25 protein-coding genes are annotated in these 18,660 nt (G+C 67.4%); all 25 read left to right on the forward strand.

What is annotated here, in order from left to right; genetic code table 11:
• The first annotated feature begins 82 nt into the window (after positions 1-82).
• The 25 genes from sdhC to VF329_12955 all read left to right on the forward strand — a co-directional run bounded on the left by sdhC (position 83) and on the right by VF329_12955 (position 18,589).
• A complete protein-coding gene (gene sdhC / locus VF329_12835; protein HEX7081891.1) occupies positions 83-460 on the forward strand; it encodes a succinate dehydrogenase, cytochrome b556 subunit in 378 nt (125 codons plus the stop codon).
• A gap of 12 nt (positions 461-472) precedes the next feature.
• Complete coding sequence (gene sdhD, locus VF329_12840; GenBank protein ID HEX7081892.1) at positions 473-859, forward strand: succinate dehydrogenase, hydrophobic membrane anchor protein; 387 nt, start codon at positions 473-475, stop codon at positions 857-859.
• Positions 856-2,643 carry a succinate dehydrogenase flavoprotein subunit gene (gene sdhA, locus VF329_12845; protein HEX7081893.1) on the forward strand — a complete coding sequence of 596 codons (1,788 nt, stop codon included), beginning with the start codon at positions 856-858 and terminating at the stop codon, positions 2,641-2,643. The genes sdhD and sdhA overlap by 4 nt, the downstream gene beginning before the upstream one ends.
• Positions 2,644-2,714: 71 nt before the next feature.
• The gene (locus tag VF329_12850; GenBank protein ID HEX7081894.1) at positions 2,715-3,494 is read left to right on the forward strand and encodes a succinate dehydrogenase iron-sulfur subunit; all 780 of its coding nucleotides are present in this window, start codon (positions 2,715-2,717) and stop codon (positions 3,492-3,494) included.
• 22 nt (positions 3,495-3,516) lie between these two features.
• Positions 3,517-3,801, forward strand: a complete 285-nt coding sequence (locus tag VF329_12855; GenBank protein HEX7081895.1) for a succinate dehydrogenase assembly factor 2 — start codon at positions 3,517-3,519, stop codon at positions 3,799-3,801.
• The gene (locus tag VF329_12860; protein ID HEX7081896.1) at positions 3,731-4,180 is read left to right on the forward strand and encodes a protein YgfX; all 450 of its coding nucleotides are present in this window, start codon (positions 3,731-3,733) and stop codon (positions 4,178-4,180) included. Before VF329_12855 ends, VF329_12860 begins: the two co-directional genes overlap by 71 nt.
• Before the next feature lie 135 nt (positions 4,181-4,315).
• On the forward strand, positions 4,316-4,915 hold the full coding sequence (rpoE, locus tag VF329_12865; protein HEX7081897.1) for an RNA polymerase sigma factor RpoE: 600 nt from the start codon (positions 4,316-4,318) through the stop codon (positions 4,913-4,915).
• Positions 4,916-4,923: 8 nt separating this feature from the next.
• Positions 4,924-5,553: a sigma-E factor negative regulatory protein gene (locus tag VF329_12870; protein HEX7081898.1), complete on the forward strand. Its 630-nt coding sequence runs from the start codon at positions 4,924-4,926 to the stop codon at positions 5,551-5,553.
• Between the two features lie 35 nt (positions 5,554-5,588).
• On the forward strand, positions 5,589-6,521 hold the full coding sequence (locus tag VF329_12875) for a MucB/RseB C-terminal domain-containing protein (GenBank protein ID HEX7081899.1): 933 nt from the start codon (positions 5,589-5,591) through the stop codon (positions 6,519-6,521).
• Positions 6,522-6,537: 16 nt separating this feature from the next.
• The gene (locus VF329_12880; GenBank protein ID HEX7081900.1) at positions 6,538-6,999 is read left to right on the forward strand and encodes a SoxR reducing system RseC family protein; all 462 of its coding nucleotides are present in this window, start codon (positions 6,538-6,540) and stop codon (positions 6,997-6,999) included.
• Positions 6,996-7,235, forward strand: a complete 240-nt coding sequence (locus tag VF329_12885) for a glutaredoxin family protein (GenBank protein HEX7081901.1) — start codon at positions 6,996-6,998, stop codon at positions 7,233-7,235. The genes VF329_12880 and VF329_12885 overlap by 4 nt, the downstream gene beginning before the upstream one ends.
• An 89-nt stretch (positions 7,236-7,324) precedes the next feature.
• On the forward strand, positions 7,325-9,118 hold the full coding sequence (gene lepA, locus VF329_12890) for a translation elongation factor 4 (protein HEX7081902.1): 1,794 nt from the start codon (positions 7,325-7,327) through the stop codon (positions 9,116-9,118).
• 52 nt (positions 9,119-9,170) lie between these two features.
• Entirely contained in the window at positions 9,171-9,947 is a 777-nt protein-coding gene (gene lepB, locus VF329_12895) for a signal peptidase I (GenBank protein ID HEX7081903.1), read from the forward strand.
• Positions 9,944-10,321, forward strand: a complete 378-nt coding sequence (locus VF329_12900; GenBank protein HEX7081904.1) for a DUF4845 domain-containing protein — start codon at positions 9,944-9,946, stop codon at positions 10,319-10,321. Before lepB ends, VF329_12900 begins: the two co-directional genes overlap by 4 nt.
• The gene (gene rnc / locus VF329_12905; GenBank protein ID HEX7081905.1) at positions 10,318-11,001 is read left to right on the forward strand and encodes a ribonuclease III; all 684 of its coding nucleotides are present in this window, start codon (positions 10,318-10,320) and stop codon (positions 10,999-11,001) included. The genes VF329_12900 and rnc overlap by 4 nt, the downstream gene beginning before the upstream one ends.
• Positions 10,988-11,896 (forward strand): GTPase Era, encoded by a 909-nt coding sequence (gene era, locus VF329_12910; GenBank protein HEX7081906.1) that lies wholly within the window; start codon positions 10,988-10,990, stop codon positions 11,894-11,896. Before rnc ends, era begins: the two co-directional genes overlap by 14 nt.
• Before the next feature lie 45 nt (positions 11,897-11,941).
• Complete coding sequence (gene recO, locus VF329_12915) at positions 11,942-12,670, forward strand: DNA repair protein RecO (protein HEX7081907.1); 729 nt, start codon at positions 11,942-11,944, stop codon at positions 12,668-12,670.
• Between the two features lie 34 nt (positions 12,671-12,704).
• Positions 12,705-13,130: a holo-ACP synthase gene (gene acpS / locus VF329_12920; protein HEX7081908.1), complete on the forward strand. Its 426-nt coding sequence runs from the start codon at positions 12,705-12,707 to the stop codon at positions 13,128-13,130.
• Positions 13,120-13,941, forward strand: a complete 822-nt coding sequence (locus VF329_12925; protein HEX7081909.1) for a 3'-5' exonuclease — start codon at positions 13,120-13,122, stop codon at positions 13,939-13,941. The genes acpS and VF329_12925 overlap by 11 nt, the downstream gene beginning before the upstream one ends.
• Complete coding sequence (rlmD, locus tag VF329_12930) at positions 13,928-15,238, forward strand: 23S rRNA (uracil(1939)-C(5))-methyltransferase RlmD (GenBank protein HEX7081910.1); 1,311 nt, start codon at positions 13,928-13,930, stop codon at positions 15,236-15,238. The genes VF329_12925 and rlmD overlap by 14 nt, the downstream gene beginning before the upstream one ends.
• Positions 15,239-15,247: 9 nt before the next feature.
• Complete coding sequence (locus tag VF329_12935; protein ID HEX7081911.1) at positions 15,248-15,733, forward strand: CYTH domain-containing protein; 486 nt, start codon at positions 15,248-15,250, stop codon at positions 15,731-15,733.
• A complete protein-coding gene (locus tag VF329_12940) occupies positions 15,730-16,209 on the forward strand; it encodes a L,D-transpeptidase (GenBank protein HEX7081912.1) in 480 nt (159 codons plus the stop codon). Before VF329_12935 ends, VF329_12940 begins: the two co-directional genes overlap by 4 nt.
• Before the next feature lie 22 nt (positions 16,210-16,231).
• Positions 16,232-17,275, forward strand: coding sequence for a beta-N-acetylhexosaminidase (nagZ, locus tag VF329_12945; protein ID HEX7081913.1), 1,044 nt, complete (start codon positions 16,232-16,234; stop codon positions 17,273-17,275).
• Between the two features lie 4 nt (positions 17,276-17,279).
• Positions 17,280-17,849 carry a hypoxanthine-guanine phosphoribosyltransferase gene (locus VF329_12950; GenBank protein ID HEX7081914.1) on the forward strand — a complete coding sequence of 190 codons (570 nt, stop codon included), beginning with the start codon at positions 17,280-17,282 and terminating at the stop codon, positions 17,847-17,849.
• Positions 17,846-18,589, forward strand: coding sequence for an S-methyl-5'-thioinosine phosphorylase (locus VF329_12955; GenBank protein ID HEX7081915.1), 744 nt, complete (start codon positions 17,846-17,848; stop codon positions 18,587-18,589). The genes VF329_12950 and VF329_12955 overlap by 4 nt, the downstream gene beginning before the upstream one ends.
• The last annotated feature ends 71 nt before the right edge of the window (positions 18,590-18,660 follow it).

Genomic DNA, 18,660 nt, shown 5'->3' on the forward strand with positions numbered 1-18,660 from the left:
GGGTGAAGCGGAGCGTGATGGGTCTAGCCTTGCGCGCGCCCTGCGCGCGTCGCGCTTCGATCGACTGCCTGGAGCATTGAGAATGGACGTTGACCGGCCGTTGTCGCCGCATCTGCAAGTTTACGGCTGGCGGATCACGAACACGCTGTCGATTCTGCATCGCGCGGCCGGGCTCGTGCTGACCGTCGGCGCCTTCGTCCTCGCCTGGTGGCTGCTCGCCGTCGCGAGCGGCGCGGACGCCTACGACGACGCGCGGGCGATCGTCGGCAGCGGATGGTTCAAGCTCCCGCTGATCGTGTTCGCGCTCGCCTTCTTCTACCACCTCGCGAACGGCATCCGTCATCTCGCTTGGGATTTCGGTTTCGGGTTCGAGCGCGAGCGGATTCGCGCGAGCGGATGGGCCGTCGTCGTGGTGGCCGTTGCGGCGACCTTGGTCTACGCGCTGCTCGTGATCGTTTAGGAGCGCAGTGCAGTGAATCTCGTCACTCCGTTGAATCGCGTTTTGGGGCTCGGGTCCGCGAAAGGCGGCGCCGAGCATTGGTGGGTGCAGCGCGTCAGCGCCGCGGCGCTGGTGCTGCTCGGGCTGTGGTTCGCGATCGCAGTCGCGGGCCTCGACGATTTCGAGTACGGCACCGTCGTGGCCTGGATTCGCGAGCCCGGGACGAGCGTGCTCTTGATCCTGACGGCCCTCACCGCGCTCTATCACTCCCGTCTCGGCGTGCAGGTCGTGATCGAGGACTACGTGCACGACAATGCGGCCAAGGTCGTGCTGCTCACGCTGTCGACCTTCGTGCACGCGGCGTTCGCCGTCGTCAGCCTGTTTGCGATTCTGAAGATCGCGTTCGGATCCGCGCAATGATCAAGGACTACGAGTTCATCGATCACACTTACGACGTGGTCGTCGTCGGCGCCGGCGGAGCGGGGTTGCGCGCCACGCTCGGGCTCGCGGAGCGAGGGCTGAAGACCGCGTCGCTGAGCAAGGTATTCCCCACCCGCAGCCATACGGTGGCTGCGCAGGGCGGCATCAGCGCGGCGCTCGGCAACATGGGCGAGGACGACTGGCGCTGGCACATGTACGACACGGTCAAGGGTTCCGACTGGCTCGGCGACCAGGACGCGATCGAGTACATGTGCAAGGAGGCGCCGGCGTCGGTCATCGAGCTCGAGCATTACGGCGTCCCGTTCTCGCGCACCGAGGCAGGGCGGATCTATCAGCGGCCGTTCGGCGGCATGACCACGCATTTCGGCGAGGGGATCGCGCAGCGCACGTGCGCGGCGGCCGACCGCACCGGCCACGCGATGCTGCACACGCTCTACCAGCAGTCGTTGAAGCACGAAGCGGAGTTCTTCGTCGAGTTCTTCGCCATCGACCTGATCATGGACGGCGGCGTATGCCGGGGCGTGGTCGCGCTCGAGCTCGCCACGGGCAGGCTGCATCGCTTTCGGTCGAAGATGGTGATCCTCGCCACGGGCGGCTACGGGCGGGCCTACTTCTCGTGCACGTCCGCCCATATCTGCACCGGCGACGGCAATGCGATGGTGCTGCGCGCCGGGCTGCCGCTCCAGGATCTCGAGTTCGTGCAGTTTCACCCCACGGGCGTCTACGGCGCGGGCATGCTGATCACCGAAGGCGTCCGCGGCGAAGGCGGCTATCTCACGAACTCCGAAGGCGAGCGCTTCATGGAGCGCTACGCCCCGAACGCCAAGGATCTCGCGTCCCGCGACGTCGTGAGCCGCTCGATCACGATCGAGATTCGCGAGGGCCGCGGGGTGGGCCGCCACAAAGACCACGTGCATCTGCATCTCGAGCATCTCGGCCGCGACGTCATCGAGGAGCGGCTGCCCGGCATCGCCGAGACGGCGCGGATCTTCGCGGGCGTCGACGTCACGAAAGCCCCGATTCCGGTCCTGCCTACCGTGCACTACAACATGGGCGGCATCCCGACGAACTACATGGGCGAGGTGCTTACGAGGAACGAGCGCGGCGAGGACCAAGTCGTCCCGGGCCTCATGGCCGTCGGCGAGGCCGCGTGCGTCTCGGTGCACGGTGCGAACCGCCTCGGCTCGAACTCGCTGATCGACCTCGTCGTCTTCGGCCGCGCCGCCGCGTACCGCTGCGCGGAGCTGATCGTGCCCGGCGAGCGGCAGGCGCCGCTGCCGGCCGGGGCCGGCGACGAAGCCGTCGCGCGCCTCGACAAGCTGCGCAACGCCAAGGGCCGGTTGCCGACCGCGAAGATCCGGCTCGACATGCAGCGCGTGATGCAGGACCACGCGGCCGTGTTCCGCACCGGCGAGTCGCTTCAGGAGGGCATCGAAAAGCTGGAGGCCGTTTTCGCGTCGTTCGCCGAGGTCGGCGTCACCGACCGCACGCTCGTCTGGAACACCGACCTCGTCGAGACGTTCGAGCTCGAGAATCTGCTGCTCCAGGCCATGGGCACGATCAAGTCCGCGTTGAACCGCACCGAGAGCCGCGGCGCGCAGGCGCGCGAGGACTACCCGGAGCGCGACGACGCGAACTGGCTGAAGCACACGCTCGCTTGGGTCGCGCCCGACGGGAGCGTGCGCTTCGATTACCGCCCGGTGCAGCTCAACACGCTGACGAACGACGTCGAGCCCATCCCGCCGAAAGCGAGGACTTACTGATGCCGGTGTCTGACACCTTTTTTCCCGAAAAGGGTGTCTGACACCTTTTCCCAAGGCTCCGAGGACCCACCATGGCGAAGTTCTTTCTCTCTCGTAACTCCCGGATCACGCCCGGCAAGGACCACGGCGGTCCCGAGGGCCCGAACGTCCGTACGTTCGAGATCTATCGCTACGACCCGGAGTCCGGAGAGAACCCGCGCGTCGACCGCTATCGCGTCGACATGGACGATTGCGGCCCGATGGTGCTCGACGCCCTCTTCAAGATCAAGAACGAGGTCGATGCGACGCTCACGTTCCGGCGCTCGTGCCGAGAGGGCATCTGCGGCTCGTGCTCGATGAACATCGATGGCGCCAACACGCTCGCGTGCCTGAAGCCCGTGGAGGAGGTCAAAGGCACGGTGAAGATCTACCCGCTGCCGCACATGCCGGTGGTCAAGGACCTCGTGCCGGATCTCACGCAGTTCTACGCGCAGTATGCATCGGTCGAGCCGTGGCTCCAGACGCGCACGCCGCCGCCGTCGGATCGGGAGCGGCTTCAGTCGAAGGAGGACCAGGAAAAGATCAACACGCCGTCGGCCTGCATCCTTTGCGCGTGCTGCTCCGCGGCGTGCCCGAGCTACTGGTGGAACTCCGACCGCTATCTCGGCCCGGCGGCGCTGCTTCAGGCTTACCGGTGGATCGTGGACAGCCGCGACGAGGCGACCGGCGAGCGCCTCGACGCGCTCGAGGATCCGTTCCGGCTCTATCGCTGCCATACGATCCTGAACTGCACGAAGGATTGCCCGAAGAACTTGAACCCCGGCAAGGCCATCGCCGAGATCAAGAAGCTGATGGTCGAGCGCCGTCATTGACGGCGCGCGCGCCGAGAGCGTGATGGGTTCTCGAGCGGAAGAAAGCGTCGCCGCGGAGCACGCGGAGGCGGCGAGAGTGCGGTGGCGATGCCGCCGCGGGATGCGCGAGCTCGACTCGATACTGCTGCCGTTCTTCGACGCCGAGTTCGCCCGACTGCCCGATGCGGATAAAGCGCGCTTCGCGGCACTTTTGGACCTGCCCGACCCCGAGCTCCACGCGTATCTTCTGCGGCGCCATGCGCCGACGGATCCCGAGCTCGACCGTCTCCTCGAGCGCATCCGCGCGAGCGTTCGTCCTCACGCCTGAGCCGTCGCGGCTGCTCGCCGCCTGGCGATTTGCCGTGCACGCGCTGGCCGTCGCGGGTGTCGCCGCGAGCGGGATCGGATGGCCGGTCAAGCTCGGCGCGGTCGCGGCCGTCCTCGCGCATGCGGCCGCACGCCGGGTCCCGCGGCCGTCCCGTATCGTGCGCACGGCCGACGGCGCGTGGGCGCTTCCGGATCGCGGTCTCGACGGGCTCGAGCTTCGCCCCGGCACGGCCGTCGCCCCGTTCTGGGTCTCGCTTCGGCTCGCCGCGCCGGGCGCGCGCGCGTTCGTGGTGCTCCTTTTGAAGGACCAGGTCGACCAAGAAGCCTGGCGAGCGCTGCAGGCGGAGCTGCGGCGATCGCGGCCGCTTGGCACGCTTTGAGCACGACAACGTCGTCGCAATAGTCTTAGAATGAGTCTTGATGTTGACTTCGGGGCGGAAGCTCGGCGACCGGTTTGCGCCCGATCCGGCGGGCGAACTTTTTGGTGAGGTATGCGGTCTACTGAGAGGCGTTTGATGGAACCCGGCGGCAGCGAGAAGCCGGGAAGCGGGGCTTCCGATCTCGCTTTGATCAAGCGCGTTCAACAAGGTGACAGATCGGCATTCGATCTGTTGGTTGTCAAGTATCAGCACAAGATCCTGAAGCTGATCATGCGATACGTGCGGGACCCGTCCGAGGCCATGGATGTCGCTCAAGAGGCATTCTTGAAGGCCTATCGGGCCGCGCCTTCGTTCCGCGGAGACAGCGCCTTCTATACTTGGCTGTATCGTATTGCGATCAATACCGCGAAGAACTATCTTGTGGCTGCCGGCCGGCGTCCGGCTCACTTCGACCTCGATCTGCAGGATCCGGAACAGTTCGAAGCCTTTTCGAAGCTTCGGGAGCTTGACACGCCGGAAGGGCTTGCGTTGTCGGACGAGATACGTGATGCAGTCAACGGAGCGATCGCCGATCTGCCGGAAGATCTGCGCACCGCCATTCTGCTGCGCGAAATCGAGGGCATGAGCTACGAGGAGATCGCGCAGACGATGGAATGCCCGGTCGGCACGGTTCGTTCGCGGATCTTCCGTGCGCGTGAAGCGATAGACAAGCGTATCGGTGGGCTGCTTCAATAGCGACGACTATGAGCGAACAGATTCACGATCAAGTGTCGGCCTTCGTCGACGACGAGCTGTCCCCCGAGGAATCTGCCTTTCTAGTCCGCCGGCTGGAGCGTGACCCCGAATCGCGCAACAAGCTCGTCCGGTATTCGCTCATCGGATCGGCTCTGCGCGGCGATCTGATCGCGCCGGATCCGGAAGCGTTGCGTCGAAGAGTTCACGAGGCGTTGAGCGGCACGCCTCTGCCGTCGCGAGCACCGGCCGTCGCCGGTCCTCCTCCCACGGCGGTCGCGAGCCGCTGGAGCAACCCCGCCGTCGGGCTCGGCGTCGCAGCCGGAGTCGCCGTCGCTGCGCTTTTCACGTTCAGAGCGGTGAACGACGTCGGCGACGCCGACGCATTCGGCGCCACGCAGGCGAGCGCCGCCGGCGCCGCGAGCTACGTGGTGCCGGCCGACAGCCCGGACACCGTCGTCGCCCCGCCCCCGATCAGGCTCACGAACTACCTCATGCACCATAGCGAGTACGCCTCGCGCCTCAGCCGCACGTCCGTGAGCTCGAACGTCGTCGGTGCCATGGACGCGCCGTTGCTGTTCGAGAGCATCGTCGTCACCGACACGCCTGCCGCTGCCGAAGTCGAGCGTGACGTGCAATGATTCCCGGCGCCAGGGCGTGGACGAACGTTTCGTGCGTGTTGCTCGTCTTTGCCGTCGCCGACGCGGGTGCGCAAGACGCCCGCTGGTGGCTCGATCGAATGAATCGCGCCGTCGAGGAGCTGAACTACGAAGGCACTTTCGTGCATGTACGCGGCGGCAACGCCGAGATCATGCACATCGTCCATCGTAATCACCACGGGCGCATCAGCGAGCGGCTCGTGTCGCTCGACGGCGTGGGGCGCGAGATCATCCGTGAAGAAGGCATGGTGCGGGTGATTTTCCCGGATCGGAAGCTCGTGCTCCTCGAAGCGCGCAAGGACCAGAGCCCGTTGTCCACTTTGCCGAGCTATTCCGAAGAGCTCGAGCCGCATTACGAGTTCACGCTCTACCGGAGCGCACGCGTCGCGAAGCATCCCGCACAGATCGTCGGCATCAAGCCGAAGGACAAATACCGCTACGGCTACATGCTGTGGCTCGACAAGGCCACCGCCATGCCGTTGAAGTCGCAACTCCGGGACGAGGACGGCGAGGTGATCGAGCAACTCGTCTTCACGCAGATCCAGATCTCGGAGTTCATCCCTGCTTCGGCGCTGCACCCCACCGTCGATACCGAAGGGTTCACGTTCCTGCCGTCGCCCGAGCCCGAGCCAGGGCCGTCGAGCCGGCCCTACTCGCCGTCGTGGCAAGCGTCGATGCTGCCCGGAGGTTTCAAGCTCTCGGTGGCGACGCAGAGCGCATTCGCAGACTCCGAATATCCCGTCGAGCATCTCGTCTATTCCGACGGCCTCGCCACGGTCTCCGTCTTCATCGAAGATCCCCGCAACAACCCCGAGGTGGGCGAAGGCTTCAACAGGTTCGGCAGCACGAACGCGTACTCGCTCACGTTGGACGGACGCAAGGTCACGGCGATCGGCGAAGTCCCGCGGGAGACGGTGCGCGCCATCGCCATGTCACTGTCGGCGAGGTGAGCCGGCCGGCCGCCGTGTGAGCCCGCTTCCTCCGAGAGTCGCGCGCCGCCGCGTCGGCCGGCAGGACTGCCTCGCGGTCGACGGCAAGGTCCGCGCCGTCGGAGCCGACGGCACGGTCGAGCTCGAGCTCGAGGAGCCCGCTCGATGCGCGGGCTGTGCCGGCATGTGCACGTGGCGCCGCCCCGTCGGGCCGCGGCGCGTTCGTCTCGCGTCCCCGCTGCCGCTCCGGCCCGGCGATGCCGTGCGGGTGTCCCTGCCGGCCGGCCACGTTCTGTCGACGGCGCTGCTGCTGCATGGCTTGCCGCTCGCGGCGCTCCTCGGCGGTGCCCTGATCGGTGCGGCCGCCTTTCATACGGACGCCGGCACGCTGGCCGGCGCCGTCGCCGGCGTCGCGGCCGCGTGCTGGGGCACGCGCTCGATCCGCCGTCGGGCGGAAGCGCGGACGGCGGCGCGCGCCGAGCTCGAGCGCACGACGTGAGGCGCCTCACGCTGTACAGCCGGCCCGGCTGCCATCTCTGCGAGGCGCTCGAGGCCGAGCTTCGCCCCCTTCTCGAGGGACGGCCGTTCGTGGTCGACGTCGTCGACATCGACGGCGATCCGGGGCTCGAGCGCCGTTACGGCGTGCGCATACCCGTGCTCGCGGACGGCGACGTCGAGCTCTCCGGCTATCCGCTCGATCGCGAGCGGGTCGAGCAGCACATCGAGCGCGGCTGACGTGCGCTTCGGCTGCCGGCAGCCGCGAGCCGGCTCCGCGCTCGAGCCGCCGCTATAATGCGCCGTCGCCGGCGCCCCGCCTCGGTACCATGGAACGGATCCGGAACTTCTCGATCATCGCGCACATCGATCACGGCAAATCCACGCTCGCGGACCGGCTCATCCAGCTCTGCGGCGGGCTGAGCGAGCGCGAGATGGCGGATCAGGTCCTCGACTCGATGGACCTCGAGCGCGAACGCGGCATCACGATCAAGGCGCAAAGCGTCGCGCTTCGTTACGACGCGGGCGATCGGGGCGTCTACCGACTGAACTTCATCGATACGCCCGGGCATGTCGACTTCTCCTACGAGGTCTCGCGCTCGCTCGCGGCGTGCGAGGGCGCGTTGCTCGTCGTCGACGCCGGCCAAGGCGTGGAGGCGCAGAGCGTCGCGAACTGCTACACGGCCATCGAGCAGGGGCTCGAGGTCGTTCCGGTCATCAACAAGATCGACCTGCCGACTGCGGATCCGGAGCGGGTGATCCGTCAGATCGAGGACATCATCGGCATCGAGGCTCAGGATGCGGTCAGGATCAGCGCGAAGACGGGCTTCGGCATCGAAGCGCTGCTCGAGCGGATCGTAGAGCGTATTCCCCCGCCGCGCGGCAGCGTCGAGGCACCGTTGCAGGCGCTGATCGTCGACTCGTGGTTCGACAGCTACGTCGGCGTCGTATCCCTCGTGCGCGTCGTAAACGGCGCGCTCAAGAAGGGCGACCGCATCGTCGTCCACTCCACGCAACGTCGTTATGTCGTCGACCGCGTGGGCGTCTTCACACCGCGGGCCGCGGAACGCGATGCGCTCCAGGCGGGCGAGGTCGGCTACCTCGTCGCCTCCATCAAGGAGATCGACGCGGCTCCGGTCGGCGATACGATCGTGTCGGCCGATCGCCGCGACGTGCTCCCTCTGCCGGGCTTCAAGCGCGTGCGTCCGCGCGTGTTCGCCGGGCTCTTTCCCGTCGTTTCCGACGACTACGACTCTTTTCGCCAGGCGCTCCAGAAGCTCGCACTGAACGACTCCGCGCTCACGTTCGAGCCCGAGACGAGCGCCGCGCTCGGCTTCGGCTTCCGTTGCGGGTTTCTCGGGCTGCTGCACATGGAGATCGTGCAGGAACGTCTCGAGCGGGAGCACGGTCTGTCGCTGATCTCCACCGCGCCGACGGTCGTCTACGAGGTCGAGACGCACGACGGCGAGGTGCGCAAGATCGAGAACCCTTCGCAGCTGCCCGAGCCTTCGAAGATCAAGGAAATACGCGAGCCGATGATTCTCGCGAGCATCTTGGTGCCGCAGGAGCATCTCGGTGCCGTCATCAAGCTGTGCATCGAGAAGCGCGGAACGCAGCGCAAGCTCCAATACGTCGGCGGACAAGTATCGCTCGAGTTCGAGCTGCCGCTCGCCGAGGTGGTCCTCGACTTCTTCGATCGCCTGAAATCCGCAAGCCGCGGCTACGCCTCGTTCGATTATCAGTTCTTGCGCTTCGCGCCGGCGCCGCTCGTGAAGCTCGATATTCTGATCAACAAGGAACGAGTGGACGCGATGGCGATGATCGTGCACCGTGAGGGCGCCGAGAGGAAAGGGCGAAGCCTCGTCGAGACCCTGCGCGAGGTGATTCCGCGTCAGCAGTTCGAGGTCGCCGTGCAGGCCGCGATCGGCAGCCAGATCATCGCTCGCAGCACCGTGAAGGCCTATCGCAAGGACGTCACCGCGAAGCTCTACGGCGGCGACGTCACGCGCAAGCGCAAGCTGCTCGAGAAGCAGAAGGCCGGCAAGCGGCGCATGAAGCAAATCGGCTCGGTGGAGATTCCGCAAGAGGCGTTCTTGGCCGTGTTGCAGGGCGATAAGAAATGACCAATACTGGGCAACTCCCTAAGCCGTCGAAACTTTTCGCAGGTAACCGCCCTTGGATTTTGCGCTGATTCTCGTTCTGGCGACTTTCGTGACCGGGCTCATCTGGGCGCTCGATGCACTGATCTTCAAGCGCATGCGCGGGAGCGCCGGCGACGGCGGCGCCGTCAGAGAGCCGATCGTCGTCGAGTACGCGAAATCCTTTTTTCCGGTGTTGTTGCTGGTCCTGGTCTTGCGCTCGTTTCTTTTCGAGCCGTTCAGAATTCCCTCCGGTTCGATGATGCCGACGCTCCTCGAGGGCGATTTCATTTTTGTGAACAAGTTCGTGTATGGGCTGCGGCTCCCGGTACTAAATACCAAGATCGTGGAGATCGGAGAGCCCGAGCGCGGCGACGTCGTCGTGTTCAGGCTGCCGTCGGATCCGTCGATCAACTACATCAAGCGCGTCGTCGGCTTGCCCGGCGACATCGTGCAGTACGACCGGGGCAGCAAGCAGTTGACGATCAACGGCGAGAAGGTGCCGCTCGATATCCTCGGGGATTATCCGGCCGACCCGGATCTCACGCTCGCCGAAGAGAAGCTCGGCGATCAGGAGCATCTGCTGCTGTTGACCCGCGGTGCGTTGAGCCGGGGAGGCACGTACAAGGTGCCGGAAGGGCACTACTTCGTGATGGGCGACAACCGCGACAACAGCCGCGACAGCCGCTTCCCGGGCGTCGAGTTCATCCCGGAGGACAAGCTGGTCGGCCGGGCAGAGCGGATCTGGATGAGCTGGCGCTCGCTGAGCGAGGGGGGGCCGCGTTGGAGCCGCATCGGAAAGTCAATCGAATGAGCGTGCCCGGCCGGCGCCGTAGCCAGCGCGGCATCACGCTGATCGGCTTCCTGATCCTCGCTTGCCTCGTCGGCGTCGTCGGTCTCGCCGGTCTCAAGCTCGTGCCGATGTACCTCCAGAACATGCGCCTCGCCACGGTCCTCGAGGACGTGCGTCAGGAGCTCGACGGCACCAATGCCACGCCGGGCCAGATACGGGTGGCGCTCGGCAAACGCTTCGACGTCGAGGGCATAGACCTTCCCGACGAGAATGTTAAGATCAATCAAGCCCGCAACGGCTATCAGGTCCGCATCCAGTACGACAACCGCACTCGATATCTCGCAGATATTTGGTTCCTCGTGACGTTCGACAAGACGGTCGAGATCAGGCGGTGAGCTCTCGAGCCCGTTGGGCCGAGAGTCACCTTCAGCACCGCTTCGAGAACCAGGACCTGCTCGAGCTCGCGCTCACGCATCGAAGCGCATCCAAGCACAACAACGAGCGCCTCGAGTTCCTCGGCGACGCGCTTTTGAATTTCACGGTGGCACGGCGGCTCTACGATCTGCGTCCCGAGGACAGCGAAGGGGATTTGAGCCGCGCCCGTGCCGCCCTCGTGAACCAGTCGACCCTCGCTGCGATCGGCCGCGAGATCGGCATCGATCGTCAGCTGGTGCTCGGGCGCGGCGAGCTGCGCTCGGGCGGCGCGCAGCGGGCGGCCGTGCTGGCCGACGCGCTCGAGGCCGTGATCGGCGCCGTGCTGCTCGACGCCGGGCACGCCGCGGCCGAGCGGCTCGTCGACAGGCTCTTCGCCGATCGGCTCGAGCGGCTTCCCGAATCCGCGGACCTGAAGGATCCGAAGACGCGGCTGCAGGAGTGGCTCCAGGGCCGCGGTCTCCCCCTGCCGGTCTATCGCGTCGATTCGGTGCAGGGTCGCGAGCACGAGCAGATCTTCACGGTCGTCTGCACGGTCGGCGAGCGCGACGCGCAAACCGTCGGGCGCGGGCGCAGCCGGCGATTCGCGGAGCAGCAGGCCGCGGCCGTCATGCTCGCGGAGCTGGCGCGTGAGCGCGAGTGACGCCGGCACGCGTTCCGGCTTCGTCGCGATCGTCGGCCGGCCGAACGTCGGCAAGTCGACGTTGCTGAACGCGCTCGTCGGCGAAAAGGTCAGCATCGTCACGCCCAAGCCGCACACGACGCGGCACCGCATTCTCGGCATCTTGAACCGCGACGGGGACCAGGCCGTGTTCGTCGACACGCCCGGGCACGCGCGCCGCTCGAAGCGCGCGCTCCACAGGCTGATGGCGCGTGCGGTCGTTCACGCGATCGAGGAGTGCGATCTGATTCTGCACGTCGTCGACGCCCGCGGCTTCACGAACGAGGACCGCGACGTGGCCGACATGCTGAAGCCGCGCCGCGAGCGGACTTTGCTCGTGCTGAACAAGGTCGATCTCGTGCGGCCGCGGTCGAAGCTGCTCCCGCTTTTGAAGCGTCTGGATGACGAGCTTGCGTTCGCCGCGCTCGTGCCCGTCTCGGCGCGCACGGGCGAGAATCTCGATGGCCTCGTCGCAGAGCTCTTTCGAAGGCTGCCGCCGGGACCGCCGCTCTTCCCCCGAGAGGTGAAGACGGATCGCGACGTCGTATTCCGGAGCGCGGAGGTGATCCGCGAGAAGCTCATGAATCAGCTGCGGCAGGAGGTGCCGTACGGGCTCACGGTCGAGATCGAGCATCTTGCGCGAAACGAGGACGGCCAATGGCTCGTGCACGCGCTGATCTGGCTCGAGCGCGAAAGTCACAAGCCGATCGTGATCGGCAGGGACGGCGCCGTCCTGAAGCAGGCCGGCCGGGAGGCGAGGCTCGAGCTGCGCAAGCTCCTCGGCGACCGCGTCCACCTCGAGCTTTGGGTCAAGGTGCGCGAGCACTGGTCGGACAGCGAACGGGAGCTCGGCCGCCTCGGCTACGATCTGGAATGAGAGAATGAGGCGCAGGCGAGCATCGCGGCCCGCGGCGATCGACTCATGAGCGACAGAGAGACCGTCCTCCTCGAGCAGGCTTTCGTGCTGCATCAGCGGCCGTACCGCAACACGAGCCAGCTCCTCGAGTGCCTCACCCCCGGGCACGGTCGGGTGGGGCTCGTAGCCCGCGGGTCGCGGCGCTCGCCCCGCGGGCAGCGCGCGCTCCTGCAGCCGTTCGTGCCGCTCTCGCTGTCCTGGAGCCGGCGCGGCGAGCTCGGCCGGCTGACGCACGTGGAAGCTCGGGGCTCGGCGTTCGAGCTCACGGCGCAGCGCCTTCTCGCGGGGTATTACGTCAACGAGCTGCTGCTCAGGCTGCTCGCCAGGGGTGATCCGAACGAGGCGCTGTTTTCCTGCTATAGTGACTGCCTTTCGAGCCTCAACGCATCGTCGAGCGTTGCGCGCGCGCTGCGGCTCTTCGAGCTTCGTCTGCTGCGCGCGCTCGGTTACGGCCTCGAGCTCGATTGCGACATCGAGAGCGGCGAGCCGCTGCAGCCGGAAGGCCGGTACCTGTACGACGTGGAGCGCGGTCCCCGGTCCGCCGGTGAACGCGTCGCCGAGGAGCAGGCCTACACCGGCCGCGAGTTGATCGCTTTGCGCTGCGAAACCCTCGACGACGAAGAGAGCTTGCGGGCCGCCAGGCGATTGCTGGGGCGCGTATTGCAGGAGTACCTCGGCGAGCAGCCGCTGAAGAGCCGGGCCGTGCTCAAGGACATCGTGACCAGAGGGTTGTAGGAGGGACACGCTCCCGGCGGTCCGAGCTCGCGTCGTGATCTTCGGAATCGGCACCGACATCGTCAAGCTCGAGCGCGTCGAGCGCACCGTGGCGCGCTTCGGCGACGCTTTCGCGCGCCGTGTGCTGATGGACGAGGAGTACCAGCTCTTTGCCCGCACCAAGCACCCCGCGCGCTTTCTCGCGATGCGCTTTGCCGCGAAGGAGGCCGTGGTCAAAGCGATGGGTACGGGATTTGCGAACGGCATGTGGGTGCGGGATGTCGGCACCGTGCCCGATCGACTCGGGCAGCCGCAGGTCATCTATTCGCCGCGCGGCCGAGCGATGTGCGAGAAGCTCGGCATCGGCGCCGGCTATCTCACGCTGACGGACGAAGCGGGGCTCGTGCTCGCCGTCGCCGTGCTGCTTCGACAAGAAAAAAAGGTGTCAGACACCTTTTTGGAGGGGAAAAATGGTGTCTGACACCTTTTCGCGGGCGGGGACGAGCGTGAACACGCTCGTGTTCGACATCGAGACGGTGCCGGACGTCGAGCTCGGCCGGCGGTTGTACGGCGTTCCGGAGCTCGACGACGGCGCGGTCGCGAAGATCATGTTCTTCAAGCAGAAGCAGGCGCGGAACAGCGATTTTCTGCCGCTGCCGCAGCAGCGGGTCGTCGCGATATCCGCCGTGCTCAGGACGCCGAACGACCTGCACGTGTTCAGCCTCGGCGCCGACGGCGAGCCGGAGCAGGAGATCCTGCGGCGCTTCTTCGACGGCCTCGACCGCTATGCGCCCGAGCTCGTCTCCTGGAACGGGTGCGGGTTCGACCTGCCCGTGCTGCACTACCGCTGCCTGAAGCACGGCGTGAGCGCCGCGCGCTACTGGGAGACCGGCGACTCCGATCCTAACTTTCGCTTCAACAACTACATGAACCGCTACCACTGGCGGCATCTCGATTTGATGGACGTGCTCTCCGGCTACCAGTCCTCGGGTCGCGCGTCGCTCGAGCTCGTGGCGCAGCTGCTCGGTTGTCCCGGCAAGCTCGGGATGAGCGGCGATCGGGTATGGGAGTGCTATCAGCGCGGCGAGCTGGCCGAGATCTGCCACTATTGCGAAACGGACGTTCTCAACACGTACCTGATCTATCTGCGCTTCCAGCTGATCCGCGGTGTCTACGACCGCAGCCGCTACGACGCCGAGTGCGAGCGGCTCGAAGCGAAGCTCGAGCAGTCCGAGCAGCCTCATCTTCGAACTTTCCTCGACGCGTGGCGTTCGGCTCGTGGCGGCCCCTGAGCGAATCGAAATCGAGACGGCCATCGTCGACCTGACGCACGACGGGCAGGGGATCGCCGATGTCGACGGCCGCCGTGTGTTCGTCCCGGGCGGGCTGCCGGCCGAGCGAGTCGTGATCGCGCCGCGGCGGCGCCGGCGCCGTTTCACGGAGGCGGATCTCGTGCGGATCGTCGAGCGGGCCGCGACCCGCGCCACGCCTCCGTGCGCGCATTTCGGGCGCTGCGGCGGCTGTGCGCTCCAGCACATGACCTACGACGCGCAGCTTCGCTTCAAGCAGCGGGTCGTCGAGGAAGCCTTCGCCCGCATCGCGGGCACCGCGCCGGAGGAATGGCTCGCGCCGATCGTCGGCCCGCAGTGGGGCTACCGGCGGAGAGCCCGCCTCGGCATCAAGTACGTCGACGCGAAGGGCAGAGTGCTCGTCGGCTTCCGCGAGCGCGCCGCGCCGTACATCACCGACATGTCGGGCTGCCCTGTCCTCGCTCCACCGATGGACACCGTGATCGGCGATCTCGCCGACGCGATCGCCGGCACGTTCTTGAAGCGCCGCATCCCGCAGGCCGAGGTCGCCGTCGGCGAGCACGCCTCCGCGATCGTGCTGCGTGTGCTCGAGCCGCCGGGGAGCGAGGATCGTGCGCGCCTCGCCGCGTTCGGCGCCGAGCGGGGCATCGACATGCACGTGCAGACCGGCGGGCCGGGCACCGTCGAGCCTTTGGGCCCCGAGCCGCGGACGCTCACTTACTCGCTGCCCGAGTTCGGCGTCACGCTCGAGTTCGCGGCCACCGATTTCGTGCAGATCAACGCCGCGGTGAACGAGCGGATGGTGAGCGCAGCCGTCGAGCTTGCCGGTGTCGGTCCCGAGGATCGCGTCCTCGATCTCTTCTGCGGGCTCGGCAACTTCTCGCTGCCGTTCGCGCGCCGCGCGGCCGAGGTGCTCGGCGTCGAGGGGGAGGCCGGGCTCGTCGGCCGGGCCGTGCGCAACGCGACGCTGAACGCGATCTCCAACGCCCGCTTCATCACCGCGGATCTGACGCAACCCGAGTGGCCGTTCTATCGCGAGCACTGGGACGTCGTCGTGCTCGACCCGCCGCGGACCGGAGCCGAGGTCCCCGTGGCCGAGCTCCGGCGAGCGCGCCCGCGGCGCGTCGTCTACGTCTCGTGCCATCCGGCGACGCTCGCCCGGGACGCGAAGGTGCTCGTGGCCGAGCAGGGCTATCGATTGCGGGCCGCGCGCGTCCTCGACATGTTCCCGCACACTCATCATGTCGAGGCGATGGCGCTGTTCGAGGCGGTGGGTTAGGTTACGGGCGTGGGGCGGGAGATCGAGCGCAAGTTTCTCGTCTCGGGCGACGAGTGGCGGCGTGCGGCGGTTCGTACCGAGCGGATGAGCCAAGGCTATCTCGCGAACGGGCCGCGCGCGTCCGTGCGCGTGCGCGTCGGTGCCGAGCGGGCGTGGCTCAACATCAAGGTCGGAGGCCTCGTCGCCGTGCGCGAGGAATTCGAATACCCGATCCCCGTCGCCGACGCCGAAGCGCTGCTCGCCGCCTCGCCCGAGCCGCGGATCGAGAAGACGCGTCACTTCGTTCCGTACGCCGGCCTCGAATGGGAGGTGGACGAGTTTCACGGCCGGAACGCCGGGCTCGTCGTGGCCGAGATCGAGCTGGAGCACGAAGGACAGCACTTCGCGCGGCCCCCGTGGATCGGCGCCGAGGTCACGCACCTGACCCGCTACTACAATGTGAAGCTCGTCGAGCATCCATACTGCGCGTGGTCCGACGCGGAGCGCGGCGCATGACGACCCGAATCCGTGTGAGCCTCGAGCGCCAGTCGCTCGAGCTGCTCGAGGACGACGAGCTCGTGCGGGAGTACCGCGTGTCGACGTCGAAGCACGGGCCCGGCGAGCGCCGCGGCAGCTTCCGCACGCCGCGGGGGCGGCATGTCGTGCGCGCGAAAATCGGCGCCGGCGCGCCGCCCGGCGCGGTGTTCCGCGGCCGTCGCTTCACGGGCGAGATTTACACGCCGGAGCTCGCGCGGGCGTTCCCGGGCCGGGACTTCGTCCTCACTCGCATTCTGTGGCTCTCCGGCACCGAGGTCGGGCGCAACCGGCTCGGCGACGTCGACACGATGCGCCGTTACATCTACATTCACGGCGCTCCGGACTCCGAGCCGATGGGCGTTCCCGGATCGATCGGCTGCATCCGGATGCGCAACGACGAGATCGTCGAGCTGTTCGACCGCGTTCCGGTCGGAACGGTCGTCGACATCGAGTGACGGCGTGCAGAGGAGGTGCGAGGTGTCGCTGGGGCCGCTGATGATCGATCTGCGCGGCACGTCGATCGAGCCGGACGAGCGCCGGATGCTGGAATCGCCGCTGGTCGCCGGCGTGATCCTCTTCGCGCGCAACTTCGCGGACCTCGAGCAGCTCGAGCGGCTCGTCGCCGACATCCATGCCGTGCGCGAGCCGCCGTTGCTGGTCGCCGTGGATCAGGAGGGCGGCCGCGTGCAGCGTTTCAAGGATCCGTTCTTTCGGCTGCCGCCAATGCGCAGCCTCGGGCATCTGCACGACGAGGCGCCCGAGGCGGCGCTCGACGCCGCGAGGACGTTCGGCTGGCTCATGGCGGCGGAGCTCCGCGCCGTCGGCATCGACCTGAGCTTCGCGCCCGTCGTCGACCGTGATCTGAAGCTCGCCGACGTGATCGGCGACCGCGCGCTGCACGGCGACTCCGACGTCGTCGCGCGCCTCGCGCGCCGCTTCATGGCCGGCGCGGCGGCGGCCGGGATGGCGGTGACCGCGAAGCATTTTCCGACGCATGCGGGCGCTCGCGCCGACTCGCATACCGATCTCGCCGAGGACGGGCGCGACTACGAGGAGCTTCTCGACGATCTCGCGCCGTACCGGGCCCTGATCTCGGCCGGTCTCCCGTCGATCATGGTCGCTCACGTGATCTTCCCGCGGCTCGATCCGCGGCCCGCGAGCTTGTCGCCGTGGTGGATCCGCACGCAGCTCCGGGCGGAGCTCGGGTTCGGCGGCGTGATCGTCTCCGACGACGTGTCGATGGCCGGCGCATCGATCGGCGGGTCGCACGCGGAGCGCGTGAAGGCGGCGCTCGACGCCGGATGCGACCTGGTGCTGGTTTGCAATGCGCCCGAAGCCGTGCCCGAGGTGCTCGCGGCCCTCGAAGGCTACGTGAACCCCGCCGCGCAGCTCAGGCTGATGCGCCTTCGCGGGCGGCAACGCCAAGGCTGGGACGCGCTGCATGCTTCCGAGGAGTGGCGCCGCGCTTGCGCGGTGCTCGAGCCGCTTCGCTCGCGGCCCGAGCTCGTCCTGCACGGCTGACGTCATGCGCGACGACCGGCTCGCCGACGCCGTCGAGGCGCGCCGACGCGCGCGCCGTCTCCTGTCGGCCCCGGAGGTCGACGCCGTCTACGATCGCATGGCGGGCGACATCGCCGCGCTGCTCGCCGGCGCGAATCCGGTCGTCGTCGCGGTCATGCACGGAGGGGTGTTCACGGCCATCGAGCTCTGCCGGCGCTTCGAGTTCCCATACGACTTCGCGTACGTGCATCCGACGCGGTACGGCCACGAGCTCACCGGCGGCGAGCTCGATTGGAAAGTCGAGCCGAAGCCCGAGCTGAAGGGCAGAACGGTGCTGATCGTCGACGACATCCTCGACGGCGGTGTGACGCTCGGCGAGCTCGAGCGGTCGATGCGCTCGCTCGGGATCGAGAGGCTTTACAAAGCCGTGTTCGCGATCAAGGCGCTCGCGCGGCCGGCGGTCCGCCCGAGCGTCGATTTCGAGGGCGTGCACGTCGAGGACGTGTACGTGTTCGGCTGCGGCATGGACTACAGGGGCTATTGGCGCGGCTTGCCGGAGCTGCTCGCGGTCGACGCCCCGAAGAGCGGCACATGAGCGGGACGCTCGGCCTCGTCGTCGGCAGCGGCCTCCCGGCTCTCGGCCTCGACGTCGTCGCGCGGTCGCAGTCGCATACGCCTTACGGGCCGCCGAGCAGCGCGCTGCTCACGGTCGAGATCGGCGGCCGCCGCGTGCTTTGCGTCGCCCGCCACGGCGAGGAGCACTCGATCGCGCCGCATGAGGTGAACTATCGCGCGAATCTTTGGGCGCTCTATCAGCACGGAGTACGCCGGTGCGTCGCCGTCAACGTCGTCGGCACGATCGCCCGCGACTTCCACCCCGGCGACGTGGCGGTGCCGGAGCAGCTGATCGACTACACGTGGGGCCGGGAGAGCACTTACGGCAGCGCGGAGCGCGGCGTCGTGCACGCGGAATTCGCGCAGCCGATCGATGTCGACCTCGCCGCGCGCATCGCCGCGGCCGCCGAAGCGTGCGGGCAGCGCGTGGTCCGGGGCGGCGTGTACGGCGTGACGCAGGGACCGCGGCTCGAGACCATAGCCGAGATCGAGCGCCTCGCGCGCGACGGCTGCACGATGGTCGGGATGACCGCGATGCCGGAAGCCGTCCTCGCCCGCGAGCTCGGCATGAATTACGCGATCTGCGCGCTCGGCATCAACTACGCGGCCGGCAGAGATCCGTCCGGCGCGCCGATTCACGATCAAATCGAGCGCAACTTGAGCGAAGGCATGCGCCGAATCGCGGCCGTGCTCGCACGCCTCGTCGCCGATCTTTCGTGACATAACCGCGCTCTGCCTTTCCCGCTCCCGCGAATTTCCTGAACCGCTTTCGAGTTATGTCGAGCGGAGCG

This window comes from Gammaproteobacteria bacterium, from assembly GCA_036381015.1.
GTDB lineage: Bacteria > Pseudomonadota > Gammaproteobacteria > Steroidobacterales > Rariloculaceae > ZC4RG20.